The 21249-nt window shown below is 67.5% G+C and carries 22 protein-coding genes; 13 read left to right on the plus strand and 9 right to left on the minus strand.

Features of this window, described 5'->3' with window-relative positions:
- Positions 1-25: 25 nt before the first annotated feature.
- Together ilvN and QTI45_RS21715 are read right to left on the minus strand one after the other, a co-directional pair.
- On the minus strand, positions 26-517 hold the full coding sequence (gene ilvN / locus QTI45_RS21710) for an acetolactate synthase small subunit (protein ID WP_286368027.1): 492 nt from the start codon (positions 515-517) through the stop codon (positions 26-28).
- 136 nt (positions 518-653) lie between these two features.
- Positions 654-2438 (minus strand): acetolactate synthase 3 catalytic subunit, encoded by a 1785-nt coding sequence (locus tag QTI45_RS21715; protein ID WP_286368028.1) that lies wholly within the window; start codon positions 2436-2438, stop codon positions 654-656.
- Positions 2439-2722: 284 nt separating this feature from the next.
- Here QTI45_RS21715 and QTI45_RS21720 point away from each other — a divergent pair, with 284 nt between their 5' ends.
- Genes QTI45_RS21720 through QTI45_RS21745 form a run of 6 tightly spaced genes read left to right on the plus strand, consistent with a single transcriptional unit; the run spans position 2723 to position 6075 of the window.
- Positions 2723-3289, plus strand: a complete 567-nt coding sequence (locus QTI45_RS21720; RefSeq protein WP_286368029.1) for an RNA polymerase sigma factor — start codon at positions 2723-2725, stop codon at positions 3287-3289.
- Positions 3286-3720: a DUF3619 family protein gene (locus QTI45_RS21725; RefSeq protein ID WP_286655864.1), complete on the plus strand. Its 435-nt coding sequence runs from the start codon at positions 3286-3288 to the stop codon at positions 3718-3720. The genes QTI45_RS21720 and QTI45_RS21725 overlap by 4 nt, the downstream gene beginning before the upstream one ends.
- 13 nt (positions 3721-3733) lie before the next feature.
- Positions 3734-4504 carry a DUF3106 domain-containing protein gene (locus tag QTI45_RS21730; protein ID WP_286655865.1) on the plus strand — a complete coding sequence of 257 codons (771 nt, stop codon included), beginning with the start codon at positions 3734-3736 and terminating at the stop codon, positions 4502-4504.
- A gap of 7 nt (positions 4505-4511) precedes the next feature.
- Complete coding sequence (locus QTI45_RS21735) at positions 4512-5069, plus strand: RDD family protein (RefSeq protein ID WP_286655866.1); 558 nt, start codon at positions 4512-4514, stop codon at positions 5067-5069.
- A gap of 7 nt (positions 5070-5076) precedes the next feature.
- Entirely contained in the window at positions 5077-5466 is a 390-nt protein-coding gene (locus tag QTI45_RS21740) for a diacylglycerol kinase (RefSeq protein WP_286368033.1), read from the plus strand.
- 18 nt (positions 5467-5484) lie between these two features.
- Positions 5485-6075 carry an LOG family protein gene (locus tag QTI45_RS21745; protein ID WP_286655867.1) on the plus strand — a complete coding sequence of 197 codons (591 nt, stop codon included), beginning with the start codon at positions 5485-5487 and terminating at the stop codon, positions 6073-6075.
- Between the two features lie 132 nt (positions 6076-6207).
- Here the strand turns inward: QTI45_RS21745 and QTI45_RS21750 are convergent, their stop codons facing one another.
- Both QTI45_RS21750 and QTI45_RS21755 read right to left on the minus strand, forming a co-directional pair.
- Positions 6208-6546: a P-II family nitrogen regulator gene (locus tag QTI45_RS21750; protein ID WP_286368035.1), complete on the minus strand. Its 339-nt coding sequence runs from the start codon at positions 6544-6546 to the stop codon at positions 6208-6210.
- Positions 6543-8237, minus strand: coding sequence for an NAD+ synthase (locus QTI45_RS21755; RefSeq protein WP_286655868.1), 1695 nt, complete (start codon positions 8235-8237; stop codon positions 6543-6545). Before QTI45_RS21755 ends, QTI45_RS21750 begins: the two co-directional genes overlap by 4 nt.
- Before the next feature lie 29 nt (positions 8238-8266).
- Here QTI45_RS21755 and QTI45_RS21760 point away from each other — a divergent pair, with 29 nt between their 5' ends.
- Both QTI45_RS21760 and QTI45_RS21765 read left to right on the plus strand, forming a co-directional pair.
- Positions 8267-9283, plus strand: a complete 1017-nt coding sequence (locus tag QTI45_RS21760; RefSeq protein ID WP_286655869.1) for a DMT family transporter — start codon at positions 8267-8269, stop codon at positions 9281-9283.
- 11 nt (positions 9284-9294) lie between these two features.
- Positions 9295-10725, plus strand: coding sequence for a GNAT family N-acetyltransferase (locus QTI45_RS21765; RefSeq protein ID WP_286655870.1), 1431 nt, complete (start codon positions 9295-9297; stop codon positions 10723-10725).
- A gap of 48 nt (positions 10726-10773) precedes the next feature.
- Here the strand turns inward: QTI45_RS21765 and ppa are convergent, their stop codons facing one another.
- On the minus strand, positions 10774-11301 hold the full coding sequence (gene ppa, locus QTI45_RS21770) for an inorganic diphosphatase (protein WP_286368039.1): 528 nt from the start codon (positions 11299-11301) through the stop codon (positions 10774-10776).
- Between the two features lie 254 nt (positions 11302-11555).
- Between ppa and QTI45_RS21775 the strand changes: the two genes are divergently transcribed.
- Together QTI45_RS21775 and QTI45_RS21780 are read left to right on the plus strand one after the other, a co-directional pair.
- Positions 11556-14078 (plus strand): sodium-translocating pyrophosphatase, encoded by a 2523-nt coding sequence (locus tag QTI45_RS21775; RefSeq protein WP_286655871.1) that lies wholly within the window; start codon positions 11556-11558, stop codon positions 14076-14078.
- Between the two features lie 2 nt (positions 14079-14080).
- Complete coding sequence (locus QTI45_RS21780; protein ID WP_286655872.1) at positions 14081-14449, plus strand: nuclear transport factor 2 family protein; 369 nt, start codon at positions 14081-14083, stop codon at positions 14447-14449.
- Positions 14450-14559: 110 nt separating this feature from the next.
- Here the strand turns inward: QTI45_RS21780 and QTI45_RS21785 are convergent, their stop codons facing one another.
- The 4 genes from QTI45_RS21785 to QTI45_RS21800 all read right to left on the minus strand — a co-directional run bounded on the left by QTI45_RS21785 (position 14560) and on the right by QTI45_RS21800 (position 17583).
- Complete coding sequence (locus QTI45_RS21785; protein WP_286655873.1) at positions 14560-15126, minus strand: hypothetical protein; 567 nt, start codon at positions 15124-15126, stop codon at positions 14560-14562.
- Between the two features lie 233 nt (positions 15127-15359).
- Positions 15360-15605 (minus strand): hypothetical protein, encoded by a 246-nt coding sequence (locus tag QTI45_RS21790; protein ID WP_286368043.1) that lies wholly within the window; start codon positions 15603-15605, stop codon positions 15360-15362.
- Positions 15598-15945 (minus strand): hypothetical protein, encoded by a 348-nt coding sequence (locus QTI45_RS21795; RefSeq protein ID WP_286368044.1) that lies wholly within the window; start codon positions 15943-15945, stop codon positions 15598-15600. The genes QTI45_RS21790 and QTI45_RS21795 overlap by 8 nt, the downstream gene beginning before the upstream one ends.
- A 60-nt stretch (positions 15946-16005) precedes the next feature.
- Positions 16006-17583 (minus strand): phospholipase D family protein, encoded by a 1578-nt coding sequence (locus QTI45_RS21800; RefSeq protein WP_286655874.1) that lies wholly within the window; start codon positions 17581-17583, stop codon positions 16006-16008.
- 86 nt (positions 17584-17669) lie between these two features.
- Here QTI45_RS21800 and QTI45_RS21805 point away from each other — a divergent pair, with 86 nt between their 5' ends.
- The 3 genes from QTI45_RS21805 to QTI45_RS21815 are packed head-to-tail and all read left to right on the plus strand — an operon-like array spanning position 17670 to position 21224.
- Complete coding sequence (locus tag QTI45_RS21805; RefSeq protein ID WP_286368046.1) at positions 17670-18224, plus strand: peroxiredoxin; 555 nt, start codon at positions 17670-17672, stop codon at positions 18222-18224.
- Between the two features lie 18 nt (positions 18225-18242).
- The gene (locus QTI45_RS21810) at positions 18243-19745 is read left to right on the plus strand and encodes a M81 family metallopeptidase (protein WP_286655875.1); all 1503 of its coding nucleotides are present in this window, start codon (positions 18243-18245) and stop codon (positions 19743-19745) included.
- A 45-nt stretch (positions 19746-19790) separates the two neighbouring features.
- On the plus strand, positions 19791-21224 hold the full coding sequence (locus QTI45_RS21815) for an aldehyde dehydrogenase family protein (protein ID WP_286368048.1): 1434 nt from the start codon (positions 19791-19793) through the stop codon (positions 21222-21224).
- The last annotated feature ends 25 nt before the right edge of the window (positions 21225-21249 follow it).

Genomic DNA, 21249 nt, shown 5'->3' on the forward strand with positions numbered 1-21249 from the left:
ATTCGGTGGGTGTGGATGAGGGGGTTCAGACGCGCAGGATGCGCTCGCCGCGGCCGATGCCGCTGGCGCCGGTACGGACGGTCTCGAGGATCGCGCCGCGATCGATGGCTTCGAGGAAGGCGTCGTTCTTGCCGTGGTCGCCGGTGAGCTCGATGGTGTAGCTCTTGTCGGTCACGTCGATGATGCGGCCGCGGAAGATCTCCGCCATGCGCATCATCTCTTCGCGCTCCTTGCCGACCGCGCGCACCTTCACCATCATGAGCTCGCGCTCGGTGTAGGAGCCTTCGGTCAGGTCGACGACCTTGACGACCTCGATCAGCCGGTTCAGGTGCTTGGTGATCTGCTCGATCACGTCGTCCGAGCCGGCGGTGACGATGGTCATGCGCGAGAGGCTAGCGTCCTCGGTCGGCGCGACAGTCAGCGATTCGATGTTGTAGCCGCGGGCCGAGAACAGGCCGACGACGCGGGAGAGTGCACCGGGCTCGTTCTCGAGCAGCACGGCAATGATGTGTTTCATGTCAGCAGGACTCCTCTTTTCGCCGCCCTCCCCCGTGCACGGTAATGCGCGGGCTCGGCGGACAATAGATTCGTCAATTAAGAGTTGAAACCCGGTCCTTCGGACACGGGGACTTGTGGCTTCGCTTTAGCTCGCGTCAGAGGTCTTCGGAACCCAGCAGCATCTCGGTGATGCCCATGCCCGCCTTGACCATCGGGAACACGTTCTCGGTCGGGTCGGTGCGGAAGTCCATGAACACGGTGCGGTCCTTGAGCTTCCGCGCTTCCCGCAGCGCCGGCTCCACGTCCTGCGGGCGTTCGATCAGCAGGCCGACATGGCCATAGGCCTCGGCGAGCTTCACGAAATTCGGCAGTGCGTCCATGTAGCTGTGGCTGTAGCGGCCCGAATACTCGATCTCCTGCCACTGCCGAACCATGCCGAGGTAGCGGTTGTTCAGCGAGCAGATCTTGATCGGCGTGTTGTACTGCAGGCAGGTCGAGAGCTCCTGGATGCACATCTGCACCGAGCCTTCGCCGGTGATGCAGAACACCTCGGATTCGGGCTTGGCGAGCTTGATGCCCATCGCGTACGGAATGCCCACGCCCATCGTGCCCAGGCCGCCGGAATTGATCCAGCGCCGCGGCTCGTCGAAGCGGTAGTACTGCGCCGCCCACATCTGGTGCTGGCCGACGTCGGACGTAATGTAGGTGTCGGCGTCCTTGGTCATGTTCCACAGCGTCTCGACGACGTACTGCGGCTTGATCACTTCCTTGTTGCCGCGGTCGTACTTGAGGCAGTCCTTGCCGCGCCATTCCTCGATGGTGCTCCACCAGCTGGCCAGCGCGCCGGCGTCGGGCCGCGTCGTGCTCTCGCGGATCATCGAGATCAGCTCGGTCAGCACGTCCTTGACGTCGCCGACGATCGGGATGTCGACCTTGACGCGCTTGGAGATGCTCGACGGGTCGATGTCGATGTGGATGATCTTGCGTTCGTTCTGCGCGAAGTGCTTCGGATTGCCGATCACCCGGTCGTCGAAGCGCGCGCCCACGGCCAGCAGCACGTCGCAGTTCTGCATGGCGTTGTTGGCCTCGATGGTGCCGTGCATGCCCAGCATGCCGAGGAACTTGCGGTCGCTGGCCGGATAGGCGCCCAGGCCCATCAAGGTGTTGGTGACCGGGTAGCCGAGCATGTCGACCAGCGTGCGCAGCTCGTTGGTGGCGTTGCTCAGCAGCACGCCGCCGCCGGTGTAGATGTAGGGCCGCTTGGCGTTCAGCAGCAGTTGCAGCGCCTTGCGGATCTGGCCGCCGTGGCCCTTGCGCACCGGGTTGTACGAGCGCATCTCGACCTTGTCGGGATAGCCCGCGTAGGGAATCTTCTTGAAGGAGACGTCCTTGGGCACGTCGACCACCACCGGGCCCGGACGGCCGGTGCGGGCGATGTGGAAGGCCTTCTTCATGGTCATCGCCAGGTCCTTGGGATCCTTGACGAGGAAGTTGTGCTTGACGATCGGCCGCGTGATGCCGACGGTGTCGCATTCCTGGAAGGCATCGAGCCCGATCGCCGCGGTCGGCACCTGGCCCGAGATGATCACCATCGGGATCGAGTCCATGTAGGCGGTCGCGATGCCGGTCACGGCATTCGTCAGGCCCGGCCCGGAGGTGACCAGGGCCACGCCGACATCGCCGGTGGCGCGGGCATAGCCGTCGGCCGCGTGCACCGCGGCCTGCTCGTGGCGCACCAGCACGTGCTGGATGGTGTCCTGCTTGTAGAACGCGTCGTAGATATAGAGAACCGCGCCGCCCGGGTAGCCCCAGACGTACTGGACGCCCTCGGCCTGCAGTGCCTTGACCAGCACTTCGGCGCCCATGAGTTCTTGGGGTTGATTGCCCATCCCTGAGGATGCGGCTGCTGCGGAAGCGAGTTCCGCTTTCGAGATTTCCATGATGAACCTTTGCGTTTTTTCGGGAACGAAAAACCTTGGGTGCCCCTTCGCCAGCTCTTGTGAAGCCGCGTCAGGACTTGAGGCCAAAGCCATGGGCGTATCTGTATACCGCCGGACCTTGACCCGTTTGCCTTTTGACTTGCAAGGCGGATTATGACACGCGCCAATGGCACCCGGCGGCCGGAGGCGCCAGATCGGGTGCGGAGGCATAATCCGCGGCGACAAAAAGACAAACGTCCCAGAGACACTTCCCCACGAGGCGCAGCTTTTGGCGCCGGATCCGCTTGGCCACTGACAAAGAACTTTCCGACTTCCTGAAGAGCGTCGAACGACGGGCGTTCAAGCGTTCCGTCTACCACGTGCGGGACGAGGAGGCGGCGCTCGACATCGTGCAGGACAGCATGATGAAACTGGCCGAGCACTATGGCGACAAGCCCGCCAACGAGTTGCCGATGCTGTTCCAGCGCATCCTGTCGAACTGCACGCTCGACTGGTTCCGCCGGCAGAAGACGCGGCGGGCGCTGTTCTCCAACCTGAGCGACTTCGAATCGATCGACGACGACGGCGATTTCGACCTCCTCGAGCATGTCCAGGCGCCCGCCGACGCACGCGAGAGCGAGAGCGCGGAAGACACCACCCGGCGGACTCAGATCTTTCACGAGATCGAAGAAGAAATCGCCGCGCTGCCAGGGCGTCAACGCGAGGCCTTCCTGATGCGTTACTGGGAGGAAATGGACGTCGCCGAGACGGCCGCCGCGATGGGCTGCTCCGAAGGGAGCGTCAAGACCCACTGTTCGCGGGCGGTTCACGCCTTGAGCAAGGCGCTCAAAGCCAAGGGAATTTCGCTATGAAACCATCGAACTCTGCACCGTCAGGGTCTGCCGCAGCCATCGAAGAGCAATTCGGTCGCCGGGTTGCTGCGCGCTTGTCCGCCGGCAACCTCGAGCTCTCGCACGATATCGGCGAACGGCTCCGCGCGGCCCGCGTCCAGGCGGTGGCTCGACGCAAGGCGGTGCCGCAGCTGCGGCCGGCGCCCGTCGCGCTGTCGAACGGACCCGCTGCGGCCCTCGGTGGCGGCTGGTGGACCCGCATCGGCTCGGTGGTGCCGCTGGTCGCGCTGGCGGCGGGCCTGATGGCGATCAGCGTCATCCAGGATGAACGCCGCACCAACGAACTGGCGGAGGTCGATTCGGCCCTGCTGACCGACGACCTGCCGCCTGCGGCCTATACCGACCCCGGCTTCGCGCAGTTCCTCAAGACCAGCGACGCTGCCGAGCGCTGATACCCCGCCACGAATGCCGCGTCCCCTCCTTTCTCGTGTGCCGGCGCCCCGCAAGGTGCGCGCCCATCCGCTCATGGCCGGCGTGCTCGTCGCCGCCCTGCTGACCCTGGGCGGCCTGATGTCGGCCCAGGCCCAGACTGCGGCGAAGACCGCGGTCGCGAAGCCGGTGCCCGTCGCCAAGCCCGCGTGGCGCGAGCTGAGCAGCCAGCAGCAGCGAACGCTCGAACCCCTGGCATCCACCTGGGACGATCTGAACGAGCCTCATAAGCGCAAATGGCTGGCGATCGTGCGTGATTACGAGGAGATGTCGGCTGCAGACAAGGAAATCCTCAACAGCCGCATGAAGGAATGGGCCAAGTTGAGCAACCGCGAACGCGCCCAGGCGCGTCTCAACTTCGTCGATGCCAAGCGACTGCCTGCGGGCGAACGCAAGGCCAAGTGGGAGGCCTACCAGGCACTCAGCGACGAGGAAAAGGGTCGACTGGCGGCCAGCGCGCCGAGCGCAGCGCCCGGCGCCGCCGCCACCATCCGGCCGGTGCCGGCCCAGAAGCTGGTGCCCTTGCCGGCGGTCGGATCCGATTCGCAGCACACACCGCGCATCCAGCTCGCGCCGCCCACGGTGCCACCGACGGCATCGGCGCGCCCTGCTGCGCCCGCCGCCCCGTCGGCCCCGGTGTCCGCAGAGGCGCAGGTGCCGGCACCCGCCGCCCCGTCGACGCCGGAACCCTCCATGGCTTCATCGCCCCCGGTTCGCCTGACCGACCAGCCCTCTTCGGCGCCCTGATCGACGCATGGTTTCCAGCTCTTCCGGCCAGGCCGGGCCGCAGGCCGCCGCGGCCGCAGCATCCCCGCTCCAGCCCCTGACCACACCCGGCCTCTGGCGCCGCATGGCCTGCTGGCTCTACGAGGGCATGCTGCTTTTCGCAGTGGTGTTCGTCGCCGGCTGGTTGTTCAGCACCCTGGGCCAGATGCGCGATGCGATGGATTCGCGCCGCCATCTGCTTCAAGCCTTCCTTTTTGTCGTCTTCGGCGTCTATTTCGTCTTCTTCTGGGCCAAAGGCCAGACTTTGGCGATGAAGACCTGGGGCATCCGGGTGGTCGACCGCCAGGGCGCCCCGCTGACCCAGGGCCGCGCCCTACTGCGTTATCTGCTGAGCTGGGTCTGGTTCCTGCCTCCTCTGGCCGTCATCGCCCCCTTCAAGCTCGGCGGCGGCGAAGCCACCGTCCTCCTCCTCGGCTGGGTCGCGGTATGGGCCCTGCTCGCGCGCTTCCATCCGGAGCGCCAGTTCTGGCACGACGCCTGGGCCGGCACCCAGTTGGTCAGCTCCAGGCCGATGAGCCGCCGATGAGCCGCCGATGAGCGACTCCGACCCGGTCAACCCGCAGGCCCTGCGGCGCGGTCTGTCCCGCATCTGGCATGCCGCGCTGATCTCGGTGAACGGTTTTCGGGCTGGTTGGCGCGAAGCCGCCTTCCGCGAGGAGGTGGTCTGCGCCATCGTGATGATCCCCGCTGCCTTCTGGGTCGGCCGCAGCTGGGTCGAGATCGCACTGCTGATCGCCACGGTGGTGCTGGTGCTGATCGTCGAACTGCTCAACAGCGCCATCGAGAGCGCGATCGATCGGATCGGGCCCGAATGGCATTCGCTGTCGAAGGCGGCCAAGGACCTCGGCAGCGCCGCGGTGCTGCTGTCCATCCTGCTGTGCAGCGGCGTCTGGGTGGCGGCCCTGTGGCAACGTTTCATCTAGGCGCGGCATGATCGGGGCATGACTCCCTCTTTTTCGATTTGCGTCTATTGCGGCTCGCGTCCCGGCGAGCGTCCTGAATTCACCGCCGTGGCGCAGGCGGTCGGCCGCTGGATCGGCGAGCGTGGCGGGCAGCTGGTCTACGGCGGCGGCCGCACCGGCCTCATGGGCGCGGTGGCCGAAGCCACGCGCGAGGCCGGCGGCCGGGTGGTCGGCATCATCCCGAAGGCGCTGGTCGACAAGGAACTCGCCAACCGCCTGAGCGACGAGCTGCACGTGGTCGACACCATGCACGAGCGCAAGGCGATGATGGGCGAACGCGCCGACGCCTTCCTGGCGCTTCCGGGCGGCATCGGCACCTTCGAGGAGCTGTTCGAGATCTGGACCTGGCGCCAGCTCGGCTACCACGACAAGCCGATCGGCATCCTGAACGCCGGCGGCTACTACGACGGCATGCTCGCCTTCCTGGCCGAGAGCGTCCGCGCGGGCTTCATGAACGACTGGCAGATGACCCTGGTGCGCACCGGCACCGATGCCACCCCCCTGCTCGAGGCATTGGCCGAAGAAGCCAGGCAGCACCCCAAGGGCGACAAGCTCGCAGAAGTTCTTTGATCGCGAAGGGGCCGGCGCAGCCAGGCCCTTGTTGGTGAGACACCGCGGAACTGGCTCTGCCAGGCCGCCGGTGTCGCCCCCGGACGGGGGTGGGCGCCCGGACACGAAGTGCCGGGCAACCTGGGGGCGAGCCTACACAGCGGCTTCGTCTTCTTCGCCGGTGCGGATACGCACGACGCGCTCGACGTTGGTGACGAAGATCTTGCCGTCGCCGATCTTGCCGGTGCGCGCCGCGCTGACGATGGCGTCGACGCAGCGCTCGACGTCGGCCTCGTTGACCACCACCTCGACGCGCATCTTCGGCAGGAAGTCGACCACGTACTCGGCGCCGCGGTAGAGCTCGGTGTGGCCCTTCTGCCGGCCGAAGCCCTTGACCTCGGTGACGGTGAGCCCGGTGACGCCGACCTCGGCCAGGGCCTCGCGCACGTCATCGAGCTTGAACGGTTTGAGGATGGCGGTGATTTGCTTCATAGGGACTTTCTTCCGGCGGTTTCGTTGAACTTGCTGGTGATAGGGTAGCGCCAATCCTTGCCGAAGCTGCGGTGGGTGACACGGATACCCACCGGCGCCTGGCGTCTTTTGTACTCGTTGATCTTGATGAGGCGAGCCACCCGCTCGACCACGGCGCGCTCGTAGCCCGCCGCGATGATCTCGTCGATGCCTTCGTCGTCCTCCATGTAGCGCGCCAGGATGCCGTCGAGGATGTCGTAGGGCGGCAGGCTGTCCTGGTCGGTCTGGTCGGGCCGGAGTTCGGCGCTGGGCGGTCGCGTGATGATGCGTTCCGGGATCGGCGCGGCGCCGGTGCCGTAGGGATCGTGGGCATTGCGCCAGCGCGCCAGGGCGAACACGGTGGTCTTCAGCAGGTCCTTGATGACCGCGAAACCGCCCGCCATGTCGCCGTACAGCGTGCAGTAGCCGGTCGCCATCTCGCTCTTGTTTCCGGTGGTCAGCACGATCGAGCCGAACTTGTTCGACAGCGCCATCAGCAGGGTGCCGCGGATGCGCGCCTGCAGGTTCTCCTCGGTCGTGTCTTCGGCCAGGCCCTCGAACTCCCCGGCCAGCGCGCCCCGGAACGACTCGAAGGTGTCCCGGATCGAGATCTCGTCGTAGCGCACGCCGAGCCGCCCTGCCATCTCGCGGGCGTCGATCCAGCTGATGTCCGCGGTGTAGGGCGACGGCATCATGACGGCGCGCACGCGGTCGCGGCCGATAGCATCGACCGCGATCGCCAGCACCAGCGCCGAATCGATGCCGCCGGACAGGCCGAGGATCGCGCCGGGAAAGCCGTTCTTGCCGATGTAGTCGCGCACGCCCACGACCAGCGCATCCCAGAGCTGGGCCTCGGCCTCGCGCGGTGGTGCCAGGGCGGCTTCGTCGCGCACGAATCCGATGCCTCGCTCCCGACGCTCCAGCTGCGCGAACACCAGCTGCTCCTTGAAGCTCTCGGCCTGCAGCGCGGCGGAGCCGACGGCCTCGAGCGCGAAGGAGGCGCCATCGAAGACCACCTCGTCCTGGCCGCCCACGAGGTGCGCGTAGACCAGCGGCAGCCCGACCGTCCGGGCGCGCTCGGCCATGCGCACGGTGCGCTCGCCTTCCTTGCCGACATGGAAGGGCGAGGCATTGATCACCGCGAGGATCTCGGCGCCGGCTTCCCTGGCCAGCCGGGCCGGCGCGTCGAACCAGGCGTCCTCGCAGATCAGCAGGCCGACCGAGACACCGCCGGCCTCGAACACGCAGACACCCTCGCCCGGCGTGAAATACCGGCGCTCGTCGAACACCTGGTAGTTCGGCAGTTCGCGCTTGGCGTAGGTGTCCAGAATGCGGCCCTCGCTGAGCACGCTGGCGGCGTTGTGGCGCAACTGAACGGCCACCGAGCGGCTGCGCAGGCTGCGGCCGGTGGGATGCCCCACCACCACCACCATGCCATCGAGATCGGCCAGTTCGGCTGCCACGGCCCGCACCGCCTCGTCGCAGGCCGCCACGAAGGCCGGCCTCAGAAACAGGTCCTCGGCCGCATAGCCGCAGATCGACAGCTCGGGAGTCAGCAGCAGGCGCGCGCCCTGGCTGTAGGCGTCGCGCGCCGCGTCGACGATCTTGCGGGCGTTGCCGGTGAGATCGCCCACCACGAAATTGAGCTGCGCGATGGCGAGTTTCAGGGTCATGTCACTTACAGGAAAAGGCCTGGACGATTATGTCATCGGCCTTCGAAGGCCATGGCTTGCGGCGCGCGTTCCACGCCCGGCGACGCGGACTGTTACCCTCGGTGTCGATGCGCACGGGCTCTTCTCTCCATACTTTCTTCGACTCCGTTCTCCCGCGGCCCCAGGGGCAGGCCTACGTGCTGCTGGTGCTGGCGACGCTGACCTGGGGCGCCAACGCGGTGGCCGCCCGGCTGGCGGTAGGCGAAGTCTCGCCCATGATGCTGACCTTCTCGCGCTGGTTCGTCTGCTGCGCCGCGCTGGCCCTGAGTTCGCGCCACGAGATCGCCACCCACTGGCGCGCACTGCGGCCGTCCTGGCTGCCCATCACGCTGATGGGCACGCTCGGCTTCACCGGCTTCAATGCGCTCTTCTACGCCGCCGCGCACCACACGACGGCAATCAACATCGCGATCATCCAGGGCACCATTCCGGTGCTCGTGCTGGTCGGCAGCTTCATCTTCTTTCGCAGCCGGATCGGCGCGCTGCAAGTGGTCGGGGTGGCGCTGACGCTGGGCGGCATCGTGGTGGTGGCGTCGCGCGGGCGGCTGGCGCTGCTGGCCGACCTTGCCTTCAACATCGGCGACGTCTGGATGGTGCTGGCCTGCCTGCTGTATGCCGGCTATGCGCTCGGCCTGCGCAACCGGCCGAAGGTGCCGGCGATCGTCTTCTTCGCCGCAACCGCGGCAGTCGCGGCCCTGACCTCGCTGCCGCTGCTGGCTGCCGAGGTGGCGATGGGGGATTTCTTCATGCCGACGCCGATGGGCGTCGCCCTGATCGTCTTCATCGGCCTGCTGCCTAGCTTCGTTTCACAGGTCTTCTTCATTCAGGCTGTCGCAACGATCGGCCCGGCGAGGGCCGGCCTGTTCCTCAACCTGGTGCCGATCTTCGGGCCGCTGCTGGCGGTCTTGATCCTCGGCGAACCGCTGTCCGGCTACCACGCGGTCGCACTGGCCCTGGTGCTCGGCGGCATCACCATCGCCGAGTCCTTCGGGCCCGGCAAGCGCTGAGGTCCACGCCCTTGGCCACCCCGATCGTCCGCATCCACCGCTCGCCCGCCGAGATCGACGCCGCCGCCTGGGACGCGCTGCTGGCGGTGCAGGCCGCGCCCTCGCCTTTCATGCGGCACGCCTACCTGGCGGCGCTCGACGCCAGCGGCAGCGCCTCGCCGGCGAGCGGCTGGTCGCCGCAGTTCATCACGCTGTGGCGCGGCAAGACGCTGATGGCGGCCTGTCCGCTCTACACGAAGGACCATTCGTACGGCGAGTACGTCTTCGACTGGGCCTGGGCCAATGCCTACGAGCAGCACGGACTGGCCTACTACCCGAAGGCGGTCTGCGCCGTTCCCTTCACGCCGGTGCCGGGGGCCCGGCTGCTGGCGCGCGACGCCGACAGCCGCACCCTGCTGGTGCAGGCCCTCGTGGCCTGGTGCAAGGAAGAGGAGTTGTCTTCGCTGCACCTGCTGTTCGGCGCCGACGAGGACATCGCCGCCTGCTCCGAAGCCGGCCTGATGCTGCGCCACACGGTCCAGTTCCATTGGGACAATGCTGCCCCCACGCTCGGCACTGACGTGTCCTCGCTGCCCCCCGAGGGGGCGCGTTCCGCCTTGGGGCGGCCCGGCGGCGGAACCGCAGCCCCCACGCTCGGCACTGACGTGTCCTCGCTGCCCCCCGAGGGGGCGCGTTCCGCCTTGGGGCGGCCCGGCGGCGGAACCGCAGCCCCCACGCTCGGCACTGACGTGTCCTCGCTGCCCCCCGAGGGGGCGCGTTCCGTCTTGGGACGGCCCGGCGGCGGAACGTGCTGGCCCGACTTCGACACCTTCCTCGCAAGCCTCTCCCACGACAAGCGCAAGAAGATCCGCCAGGAGCGTCGCAAGGTGCATGAGGCAGGCGTCCGCTTCCGCTGGTCGCGGGGCCGCGACATCAGCGAGGCCGACTGGGATTTCTTCTATCGCTGCTATGCCCGCACCTATCGCGAGCACGGCAATCCGCCCTACCTGAACCGCGACTTCTTCCATCGCATGGCCGCCGGCATGCCCGAGGCCTGGCTGCTGTTCATCGCCGAACGCGAGGGAAAGCCGATCGCGAGCAGCCTGATCGCGCTGTCCGCCGGCCCAGGGGGCGAGCATGACTCGGCGGCGCCACTGATCGCCTACGGCCGCTACTGGGGCGCGCTCGAGCGCGTCGACTGCCTGCATTTCGAGGCCTGCTACTACCAGCCGCTGCAATGGTGCATCGAGCACGGCGTGCGTCGCTTCGAAGGCGGCGCACAAGGCGAACACAAGATGGCACGCGCGCTGATGCCGGTGCGCACCACCAGCGCGCACTGGCTGGCCCACCCCGCCTTCGCCGATGCGGTGGAGCGCTTCCTGGAGCGCGAGGGCGCGGGGATCGAGAACTACCTGGACCACCTGGGCGAACGCAGCCCCTTCCGTCATTCCGAGGCCCCATGAAAAACGCCTCGCGGCACAGCGCGAGGCGTCGATCGGGAGCGGCGTCGGCTACTTCTTGAAGTTGGCGATGCCGTCCATGATTTCCTTCTTGGCGGCGTCGATGCCTTCCCATCCCAGCACCTTGACCCACTTGCCGGCTTCGAGGTCCTTGTAGTGCTCGAAGAAGTGCGTGATCGCCTTGAGACGCATCGGGTTCACGTCTTCCACCTTCTTCCAGTGGCTGTAGATCGGCAGCACCTTGTCGGTCGGCACGGCCAGCACCTTGCCGTCGACGCCGGCCTCGTCTTCCATCATCAGGATGCCGATCGGGCGGCAGGGCACCACCACGCCGGGCACCAGGGCCCAGGGCGTGATCACCAGCACGTCGACCGGATCGCCGTCGCCCGACAGCGTCTGCGGCACGTAGCCGTAGTTGGTCGGGTAGTGCATGGCGGTGGTCATGAAGCGGTCGACGAAGATCGCACCCGATTCCTTGTCGACTTCGTACTTGATCGGGTCGGCGTTCATCGGGATCTCGATGACGACATTGAAGGCTTCGGGGGCGTCTTTGCCGGGGGAAACTTTGCCGAGGGACATGGTCTGTCTTTGGAGTAGTTGAAAGTGTTATCGGGATGCGGACAAACCCGAAGTTTACTTTCCATGTCACGGGACAGTCGCACACAAACACGTTTTTGCCTGTAAATTGCCCACGTTGGCCAATCGGTCCCTGCCCCTCGCGGCACCGGGGCTTCGAGGAAGCAACGCGGCGGAAGCACTGTCCCGTACGCGTTGCGCACAGGGTTGGGCTTTCGTCTCCATTAGTCACAACGAACGACTGGAGAAGCAAAGGCATGACTGGCAACACCCCTCTCGTCCTGGCCATCGTCTGCGGCTTGGTGGCCGTGGCGTACGGCTTCTGGGCGCGCAGCTGGATCCTCGCTAAAGACCCTGGCAACGCCCGAATGCAGGAAATCGCCGCGGCGATCCAGACCGGCGCGGCAGCCTACCTGGCCAAGCAGTACCGCACCATCGCGATCGTCGGCCTGGTGCTGGCGATCCTCATCGGCATCTTCCTCGACGTCACGACGGCAGTGGGCTTCGTGATCGGCGCCGTGCTGTCGGGCGCCTGCGGCTTCATCGGCATGAATGTTTCGGTGCGTGCCAATGTGCGCACTGCGCAGGCCGCGACCCAGGGCATCGGCCCGGCCCTCGACGTCGCCTTTCGCGGCGGCGCCATCACCGGCATGCTGGTGGTCGGCCTGGGCCTGCTGGGCGTCTCGGCCTTCTACTGGTTCCTGGTCGGCAACGGCAACCTGACGCCCGACAAGAGCCTCGCGAGCCTGCTCAACCCGCTGATCGGCTTCGCCTTCGGCTCCTCGCTGATCTCGATCTTCGCCCGGCTCGGCGGCGGCATCTTCACCAAGGGCGCCGACGTCGGCGCCGACCTGGTCGGCAAGGTCGAGGCCGGCATCCCCGAGGACGATCCGCGCAACCCGGCGGTGATCGCCGACAACGTGGGCGACAACGTCGGCGACTGCGCCGGCATGGCCGCCGACCTGTTCGAGACCTACGCCGTGACCTTGATCGCCACGATGGTGCTGGGCGCGCTGATGGTTGCGGCGGCGCCGGTCAACGCGGTGCTCTATCCGCTGGCGCTGGGCGGCGTGTCGATCATCGCGTCGATCATCGGCTGCTTCTTCGTCAAGGCCTCGCCGGGAATGGTCAACGTGATGCCGGCGCTCTACAAGGGCCTCGCGGTGGCGGGCATCCTGTCGCTGATCGCCTTCTGGTTCGTCACCGCCTGGCTGATCCCGGACAACGCGATCGCCGCCAGCGGCAGCCAGCTGAAGCTCTTCGGCGCCTGCTTCGTCGGCCTGGCGCTGACCGCGGCGCTGGTGTGGATCACCGAGTACTACACCGGCACCCAGTACAAGCCGGTGCAGCACATCGCGCAGGCCTCGACCACCGGCCACGGCACCAACATCATCGCCGGCCTCGGCGTCTCGATGCGCTCCACCGCCTGGCCGGTGATCTTCGTCTGCATCGCGATCCTGGCCTCCTACATGCTGGCCGGCCTCTACGGCATCGCAATCGCCGCCACCGCGATGCTGAGCATGGCCGGCATCGTGGTCGCGCTCGATGCCTACGGCCCGATCACCGACAACGCCGGCGGCATCGCCGAGATGTCAGATCTGCCGGCCAGCGTGCGCGACATCACCGACCCGCTCGACGCCGTGGGCAACACCACCAAGGCCGTGACCAAGGGCTACGCGATCGGCTCGGCCGGCCTCGCGGCGTTGGTGCTGTTCGCCGACTACACCCACAAGCTCGAGAGCTACGGGCTCAACATCAGCTTCAACCTGAGCGACCCGATGGTGATCGTCGGCCTCTTCATCGGCGGCCTGATCCCCTACCTGTTCGGCGCCATGGCGATGGAAGCCGTGGGCCGCGCGGCCGGCTCGGTGGTCGAGGAGGTGCGCAGGCAGTTCCGCGAGATCCCCGGGATCATGGAAGGCACCGGCAAGCCCGAGTACGGCCGCGCCGTGAGCATGCTGACCGGCGCGGCGATCAAGGAAATGATGATCCCGTCCCTGCTGCCGGTGGTGGTGCCGATCCTGGTCGGCCTGCTGCTCGGACCGAAGGCATTGGGCGGCCTCCTGATGGGGACCATCGTCACCGGCCTGTTCGTCGCCATCTCGATGTGCACCGGCGGCGGCGCCTGGGACAACGCCAAGAAGTACATCGAGGACGGCCACCATGGCGGCAAGGGCTCGGAGGCGCACAAGGCCGCGGTCACCGGCGACACCGTGGGCGATCCCTACAAGGACACGGCCGGCCCCGCGGTGAACCCGCTGATCAAGATCATCAACATCGTGGCGCTGCTGATCGTGCCGCTGGTGGTCAAATTCCACGCCGGCGATGCGGGTGCGATGACGGCGCCCGCCGTGGCCCCGCCGCCGGCCAGCGCCCCGGCAGCACCGTCCGCGCCGTCCGTGGCACCCGCCGCCGCAGCGCCTGCCGCGGCACCGGTGGCCGCAGCCGACGCGGGCGCCTCGATCAAGAGCGAGGGCGGCGTGGTCAAGTTCTACTTCGCGACCAGCAGCGCCGAGGTGCCTGCCGGTTCCAGCGCTGCGCTGGCAGACATCGTGAAGTCGGTGCAGAGCGGTGGCCGCGTGCTCGTGAGCGGCTATCACGACGCCAGCGGCGACCCCGAGAAGAACGCGGAACTCGCCAAGCAGCGCGCCATGGCGGTCGGCGCGGCGCTCAAGATCGCCGGCGTGCCCGACGACAAGGTCGAACTGGCCAAGCCCGCCCAGGCGCAGGCCGACGGGCCGCCGGCCGAAGCACGCCGGGTCGAGGTCAAGCTCCAGTAGCGATGCCTTCCGCCGCAACGCTCGAGGCCTTCGTCGCCGCGGTCGAGAGTGGCCAGCATGCGCAGGCCATCGAGGACTTCTACACCGAGCAGGCCTCGATGCGCGAGAACAAGGCCGAGCCCCGGCGCGGCCGCGCGGTGCTGGTCGCGCACGAGCGTGCCGTGCTCGCGCGAACCGCCTCGGTGGCTTCGCAATGCGTGCGCCCGGTGCTGGTGAACGGCGACCATGTCGTGATCCGCTGGATCTTCGATTTCACCGGCACGGACGGCCGCCGGATGCACATGGAAGAACTCGCCTGGCAGCGCTGGGAGGGCGAGCGCATTGCCGAGGAAGAGTTCTTCTATGACCCGGCACAGATGAAGCCGGCGTGATCGCAGGGGGCGCCGCGCGGCGCCCTGCCCTCAGTCCGCCGCCGGGCCGCCCCAAGGCGGACTGCGCCCCCTCGGGGGCAGCGAGTACACGAAGTGACGAGCGTGGGGGCTCAGTTCAGGCCGACGCGCGGCGACGGCAGCGCACCCTGCTCGGTACGCAGCGGCACGCCCTGCAGCGTGTCGAAGTCGGAGGGCGCCTCGGGCACCCGCATCTCTTCGAGTTCATGCAGCGAGGCAACCCAACGACCCGCGGCGGATTCGGCCGGCTCGTCGTTGGTGAAGATGCCGTCGCGGATGTAGAAGGTCTCGCCCGCCGGCCGTTCCAGGTGGAGTTCGATGAGCCGCGCGATCGGGAAGGTGTAGGTCACCAGCTTCTCCTTGGTCTTGCGGTCCTTGGCTCCGCAATTGAAGAAGCCCTCGGCGGCGATCACGATGCAAGAGCCCTCGACCGAACTGTCGATGTCGCCGCCGCAGCGCCAGATGGCGGTCGGCAGCCGGACCCGCACCTTGTCGATGACCAGGTCACGCTGCTTGTTGAGCGCATTGAGAGGCGGGACGAGCGAACGCAGTTGCCGCAGCCGCTCGGCAAAGTTGTCGTCGATGCAGAACTCGACATGGTGCGTGGCACCACCCGAGCGCTTGACGACCTGCATGATCACGTGACGCGGTTGGCTCACAGAGGCCGTCCTTTCGCATGCATTCGACCCAGTTTCGACCAGACGCGGGCCAGGGTCTTCATTGGGATCATTGGAACTACTGAATTAGAACTTAGGTATTGGCGAAATCATTTGCACCAATTGTTTCTAACTGTAGTTCGAATTGACCTCAATGGATAGGCAACACGAAGTATTAAATCAACTCAATCAATTGAATGGGCGGGGTCGATAGCCCCACGCCCGCGGGCGCCGCGTCAGGCAGCGCCGGAGGCTTCGACCAGCTCGTCGAGCGCCTTGCAGGACGGCGCGCACACGGTCTGCGACTTGCCGAGCAGCTGACGGGTGCGCATCTGGGAGCGCACGCGATGCTTGCCGCACATGAAGCAGGACATGGTCGCGCCGCTGAACGACGCCGACGCGCGGAACGGGGAACCGGGTGCCTTGGCCTTGTAGCGCAGTCCGTCGGCCACCACCGCGGTCTTGACCTCGCCCTTACTCATGGGCGGATTCCGGTCCGGCAGCGTGCATGGCGCGCTCGATGGCCTTCTTCGCCGCCATCTCGGCGGCCAGGGACGCGTCCAGCGCGGAACGGCACAGGCCGGCGTGCTGGTAGTTGAGGTTTTCGTAGAGCTGCGAGGCCGCCGGATAGGCATCCAGGAGCTTGCCGAGGTCGGCGCCGGGCTCGGCATCCCGGAACTGCTCGACCAGGTGCATCACCACCGACCGGTATTGCTCGGGGCCTACCGGCACGGCGCTGTGTTCCAGCCGCTCCAGAAGCTGGGCCAGGACATGCGTCACGGCCAGATCGGCCTTGTGCGCGGGGGTGTGGGTAGCGTTCATGCAGAGCATGTGGGGCGGCGCCAACGGATTGCAAGAGCGTGAAAGGACCATCCCCCGAGCCTACAGCAGCATTTCGGGCACGATCGGCGCGATCAGGGAGTTGTAAAAACGCTTGAAAAAGCCGGATTCGGGCTCCGAAGTCAGGATGATCTCTTTTTCGCCGTCCGTCGTGAGCCACTCGAGCGTCCCGGTGCCCGGGTCCAGCCGCAGCCGGTAGGAGTTCTGGAATTTGCTGATGTTGATCACCCGCAGCATTTCGCGCGCCAGTTGCGGGCTGTCGACCACCACCCCCATTTCGGTGTTCTGGGTCGCGGAGCGGGGGTCCAGGTTCATCGAGCCGACGAAGATGCGGCGCCGGTCGATGGCGGCGGTCTTGGCATGCAGGCGGCCTAGCGACTTGCCGAACATGTCGAAGCGCGTGTTGGCCGTGGTGCGCTGCGGACTCAGTTCGTACAGGTCGGCACCGCTGGCCAGCAGGCGCTCCCGGTAGCGCGCATAGCCCGTGTGAACCAGCGGCTCGTCATTGGCGGCCAGCGAATTGGTCAGGAGCGTCAGCTTGACCTTGCGCCGGGACAGGTCCTCGAAGGCGGCCATGCCTTTCTCGCCGGGCACCAGATAGGGCGAAGTCAGGTCGACCTCGGTCCTGGCATCGAGCAGCAGAGCCCAGACCTTCATGGTCACGCTGGTGGCGAATGCCTGGTCGGCGGTCATGGTCGCCGGCTTGGTGGGCGGATCGGCGATCGCGTGCGCCTCTCCCCACAGCAGCCCCATGCGGCCGCCGTCCAGCTCTTCGGCGATCGGGCCGTAGCCGAGCACGTCCGAAGGCGGCAGTTCGATCTTCGGCGGCGGCGAGCTCATGCCGATCCAGGCGTCGAAGGCGTCCGGGGCGGGCAAGCGGCCATCGGCGCCGCGCACGATCTCGGCGATCGGCCAGGCCTGCTCGGCATTCCAGTATTCGTCGAAGATCGCCTCGAGCTCGGCCACCACCTTGCCCACCACCAGAGCGTCCATGTCGATGAAGTTCTGCGCCTCGCTGAGCACGAAATACTCGTCCGCGATGTTGCGCCCGCCGACCACCGCCATCACGCCGTCGGCGATGAACAGCTTGTTGTGCATGCGATGGTTGAGCCGCACGATGTCCTGCGGCGACGCCACGAAACGCGACAGGAAGCCGTCCCGGCCGCAGCAGAAGGGATTGAAGAGGCGGACTTCGACGTTCGGCGTCTGCGCCAGGGCCAGCAGCGGCTGCTGGCTCTTGGCCGTGTAGAGGTCGTCCACCAGCACCCGCACCTTGACGCCGCGCGAAGCCGCCTCGCGCACCGCGCGCATCAGCAGCCGCCCGGTGGCGTCGTTCTCGAGCTGGTAGTACTGGATCACCAGCGACTGCTGGGCCCGCTGGGCGAGCTGGATCCGTGCATCGAGCGAATAGACGCCCAGGGGCATCAGCCGGAAACCGGAATGCTCGTCGGGCGGCGTCGAGTCCGCGACGATCTTCGCGAGGCGGCTCGAGCGGTCGGGCGCGGCGGCGTAGTCGGCCGGCCGGTCGCGGGAAATCGGCAGCGAGCCGCAGGCAGCCAGCAGCGCGATGCCGGCGCAGGCCAGCGCCAGGCGGACCCGGCGATCCAGGGCAATCCTCATGTCGTTCATTTCCTTGCTCACGGCCGAAACGGCGCCGCACGGCGTGCAGACCTAGAATTCGAAGCGCTTCCAACCGGAGTTACATCATGACGCCCTCGATCGCCGTGCGCGCAAGTTTCATTGCCATCGCCGCGGCGCTGGCCGCGCCGGCCTTTGCAGCACTCGACATCGGCGACCCGGTGCCGAAGTTCACCGCCACCGCTGCGCTGGGCGGCAAGACCTTCCGCTATTCGCTCGCCGACGCGCTGGCCAAGGGTCCGGTGGTGGTCTATTTCTTTCCGGCTGCCGACTCGCGCGACTGCTCGCTCGAGGCTCACGCCTTCGCCGAGGCGATCGACCAGTTCGCCGCCCTCGGCGCCACCGTGATCGGGGTCTCGGCCGACGATATCGACACGCTGGCGAAGTTCTCGGTCAAGTCCTGCCAGAGCCGCTTTCCGGTGGCCTCCGACGAATCGAAGACCGTGATCGAAGGCTTCGACGCCCTGATGCAGACGCGGCCGGATTTCGCCAACCGCCTGTCCTATGTGATCACCCCCAACGGCAAGGTCGCCTACTTCTACCAGAACCTGAATCCGGACAAGCATGTCGAGCGCATGCTGAACGCGGTGCGGGCGCTGCCGAAGGCGACGGCGGCACGCTGACCCATCCAGGAACAAGCCTTGAACATCTTCATCGCCGGCTTCCAGCACGAGACCAACACTTTCGCGCCGAGCAAGGCCGATTGGGCCGCGTTCCAGCTCGGAGAGTCATTTCCGCCCTACCGCGAGGGTCCGGAAGTCATCGAGGCCTATGGCGGGCAGAACATCCCCATCGGCGGCTTCATCGATTCGGCGCGCGAGCGCGGATGGGGTCTGATCGCTTCGGCGTGGGCCGGCGCCACGCCGTCGGCGCATGTCACCGAGGACGCCTTCGAGCGTATTGCCGGCGTCATCGCCCGCGACCTGTCGCAGGCCCATGCGCAAGGCAGCGTCGACGCGGTCTTTCTCGACCTGCACGGCGCCGCCGTGGGCGAGCATCTGGAAGACCTCGAGGGCGAACTGCTCGGTCGCCTCCGGGCGATCGTCGGCCAAGCGGTGCCCATCGTCGCCACGCTCGACCTGCATGCCAACGTCAGCCGGCGCATGCTCCATGAAGCCGATGCGCTGGTGGCGTACCGGACCTATCCGCACGTGGACTCGGCCGACACCGGCCGCCTGGCCGCCGAACTGCTCGCCCGCCGCATCGCGCGCGGCGTGCGCGAATCCCTGCAGGTGCGGCGGCTCGCCTTTTTGCTGCCGCTCAACGTCCAGTGCACGATGGTCGAGCCCGCCGCTTCGGTGTACCAGCTGCTGCGGGATCTGGACGCGCAGCACGGCACGGTGCTGAGCTTCGCCACCGGATTCCCGGCCGCGGACATCGCCGAATGCGGCCCGGTGGTGTGGGGCTACGGCGATGCCGCCGATGTCGCGGTGCAAGCCTTGTTCGCGCGCATCGACAGCCCGCGGGCGCAATGGCGCCTCGATGTGCTGCCGCCGCGCGAAGCGGTCGCCGCGGCCCTGACCATCGCCGAAGGCGCCGACCGGCCGGTGGTGATCGCCGACACGCAGGACAACCCGGGCGCGGGCAGCAACAGCAACACCACCGGCATGCTGCGCGCCCTGCTGGCCGAAGGCGCCGGCGAGCGCCATCCCGGACGCGTCGCGCTGGGCCTCCTGTTCGATCCGGCCGCCGCCGCCGCCGCGCATGCCGCCGGCCTGGGTGCCCGGATCGAGATCAGCCTGGGCACCGAGGTTGCGACCTGGGCCGGCCAGCGCAGCGATCCGCCGGTGCGAGGCGTCTTCACGGTGCGAGCGCTCAGCGACGGCGATTTGCTGCTCAAGGGCCCGATGAGCTGGGGCTCGGTGGTCTCGGTGGGCCCGAGCGCCTGCCTCGAGATCGACGGCGTGCTGGTGGCGGTGGCCAGCGGCAAGAGCCAGATGCTCGATCGCGAACTGTTTCGCTTCGTCGGCATCGAGCCCGAGTCCATGAAGCTGCTGGTCGCCAAGAGTTCGGTCCACTTTCGTGCCGACTTCGCGCCGATCGCGAGCCGTATCCTGGTTGCCAAGGCAGCCGGGCCGATGGCCGCCGACCCGGCCGACCTGCCCTGGACGCGCCTGCCCGCGACGATGGCGCTGCGCCCCTGAAGCCCCTCGCCCGGCCCTGCGCCGGGAGCCTTAAGATTTCGCCCCATGCAACTCAACTACATCGGCAACGAAAACGTTGCTTCCTCGTCCGGCCGCACGCTGCCGGTGATCGACCCCTCCGACGGCCAGCCTTTCGATGAACTGCAGCGCAGCAATGCCGCCGACATCGATGCCGCGGTGCGCGCCGCGCGCCATTGCTTCGACACCGGCTGGCACAAGGTCAGCGCGGCCGAACGGGGCCGCCTGCTCTACAAGCTGTCGCAGAAGATCGCCGAGCATGTCGACGAACTGGCGCTGATCGAGCAGCGCGACTGCGGCAAGCCGGTCAAGCAGGCCCGCGCCGATGCGCTGGCGCTGGTGCGCTACTTCGAGTTCTACGCCGGGGCCTGCGACAAGCTGCATGGCGAGACCATTCCCTACCAGGACGGCTACAGCGTCTTCACCTGGCGCGAGCCGCACGGCGTCACCGGCCATATCGTGCCCTGGAACTACCCGATGCAGATCTTCGGGCGCAGCGTCGGCGGCGCGCTGGCCGCGGGCAATGTGTGCGTGGTCAAGCCCTCGGAAGATGCCTGCCTGTCGCTGATCCGGGTCGCCAAGCTGGCGGCCGAGGTCGGCTTTCCGCCGGGCGCGCTGAACATCGTGACGGGCTTCGGCCACGAGGTCGGGGATGCGCTGGCGCGGCACCCGGGCGTCGACCACATCAGCTTCACCGGCAGCCCCAAGGTCGGCACGCTGATCCAGCAGGTGGCGGCCGAACGCCACTGCCCGGTGACGCTCGAACTCGGCGGCAAGAGCCCGCAGATCGTGTTCGCCGACGCCGACCTCGGCGCGGCGATCCCGGTGCTGATCAACGCCATCGTGCAGAACGCCGGCCAGACCTGCTCGGCCGGCTCGCGGGTGCTGATCGACCAGGCCATCTACGAGCCGCTGCTGCAGCGCCTGGGCCATGCCTTCGAGGCGCTGCGGGTGGGCCCGGCCGCGATGGACCTCGATGTCGGCCCGCTGATCCGGCAGACCCAGCAGCAGCGCGTGTGGGACTTCCTCTCGGACGCGCACGTGGCCGGCATTCCGATGGTGGCCCAGGGCGTGGTGGTCGATGAAGCGCCCGAGGCCGGCTTCTACCAGGCGCCGACCCTGCTGCGCGACGTGCCGGTGGACCACCGCCTGGCGCAGGAGGAAGTGTTCGGGCCGGTGCTGGCCGCGATGTCCTTCCGCGACGAGGACGAGGCCGTGGCCCTGGCCAATGCGACGCAGTTCGGGCTGGTGGCCGGCATCTGGACGAACGACGGCGGACGCCAGTTCCGCATGGCCAAGCGGGTCCGCAGCGGCCAGGTGTTCATCAACAACTACGGTGCCGGCGGCGGCGTGGAACTGCCCTTCGGCGGCGTCAAGTCCTCGGGCTACGGGCGCGAGAAGGGCTTCGAGGCGCTGTACGGCTTCACCACCCTCAAGACGGTGGCCGTCAAGCACGGCTGAGCGCCGGAACCGGGCCGATACACTG

The organism is Variovorax saccharolyticus, assembly GCF_030316765.1.
Taxonomy (GTDB): Bacteria; Pseudomonadota; Gammaproteobacteria; order Burkholderiales; family Burkholderiaceae_C; genus Variovorax; species Variovorax saccharolyticus.

Coding starts and splice junctions, on each gene's coding strand:
- ilvN (WP_286368027.1), bottom strand. CDS start 517: ATGAAACACATCATTGCCGTGCTGCTCGAGAACGAGCCCGGTGCACTC.
- QTI45_RS21715 (WP_286368028.1), bottom strand. CDS start 2,438: ATGGAAATCTCGAAAGCGGAACTCGCTTCCGCAGCAGCCGCATCCTCA.
- QTI45_RS21725 (WP_286655864.1), top strand. CDS start 3,286: ATGAAACCATCGAACTCTGCACCGTCAGGGTCTGCCGCAGCCATCGAA.
- QTI45_RS21730 (WP_286655865.1), top strand. CDS start 3,734: ATGCCGCGTCCCCTCCTTTCTCGTGTGCCGGCGCCCCGCAAGGTGCGC.
- QTI45_RS21735 (WP_286655866.1), top strand. CDS start 4,512: ATGGTTTCCAGCTCTTCCGGCCAGGCCGGGCCGCAGGCCGCCGCGGCC.
- QTI45_RS21740 (WP_286368033.1), top strand. CDS start 5,077: ATGAGCGACTCCGACCCGGTCAACCCGCAGGCCCTGCGGCGCGGTCTG.
- QTI45_RS21745 (WP_286655867.1), top strand. CDS start 5,485: ATGACTCCCTCTTTTTCGATTTGCGTCTATTGCGGCTCGCGTCCCGGC.
- QTI45_RS21750 (WP_286368035.1), bottom strand. CDS start 6,546: ATGAAGCAAATCACCGCCATCCTCAAACCGTTCAAGCTCGATGACGTG.
- QTI45_RS21755 (WP_286655868.1), bottom strand. CDS start 8,237: ATGACCCTGAAACTCGCCATCGCGCAGCTCAATTTCGTGGTGGGCGAT.
- QTI45_RS21760 (WP_286655869.1), top strand. CDS start 8,267: ATGTCATCGGCCTTCGAAGGCCATGGCTTGCGGCGCGCGTTCCACGCC.
- ppa (WP_286368039.1), bottom strand. CDS start 11,301: ATGTCCCTCGGCAAAGTTTCCCCCGGCAAAGACGCCCCCGAAGCCTTC.
- QTI45_RS21775 (WP_286655871.1), top strand. CDS start 11,556: ATGACTGGCAACACCCCTCTCGTCCTGGCCATCGTCTGCGGCTTGGTG.
- QTI45_RS21780 (WP_286655872.1), top strand. CDS start 14,081: ATGCCTTCCGCCGCAACGCTCGAGGCCTTCGTCGCCGCGGTCGAGAGT.
- QTI45_RS21790 (WP_286368043.1), bottom strand. CDS start 15,605: ATGAGTAAGGGCGAGGTCAAGACCGCGGTGGTGGCCGACGGACTGCGC.
- QTI45_RS21795 (WP_286368044.1), bottom strand. CDS start 15,945: ATGAACGCTACCCACACCCCCGCGCACAAGGCCGATCTGGCCGTGACG.
- QTI45_RS21800 (WP_286655874.1), bottom strand. CDS start 17,583: ATGAGGATTGCCCTGGATCGCCGGGTCCGCCTGGCGCTGGCCTGCGCC.
- QTI45_RS21805 (WP_286368046.1), top strand. CDS start 17,670: ATGACGCCCTCGATCGCCGTGCGCGCAAGTTTCATTGCCATCGCCGCG.
- QTI45_RS21815 (WP_286368048.1), top strand. CDS start 19,791: ATGCAACTCAACTACATCGGCAACGAAAACGTTGCTTCCTCGTCCGGC.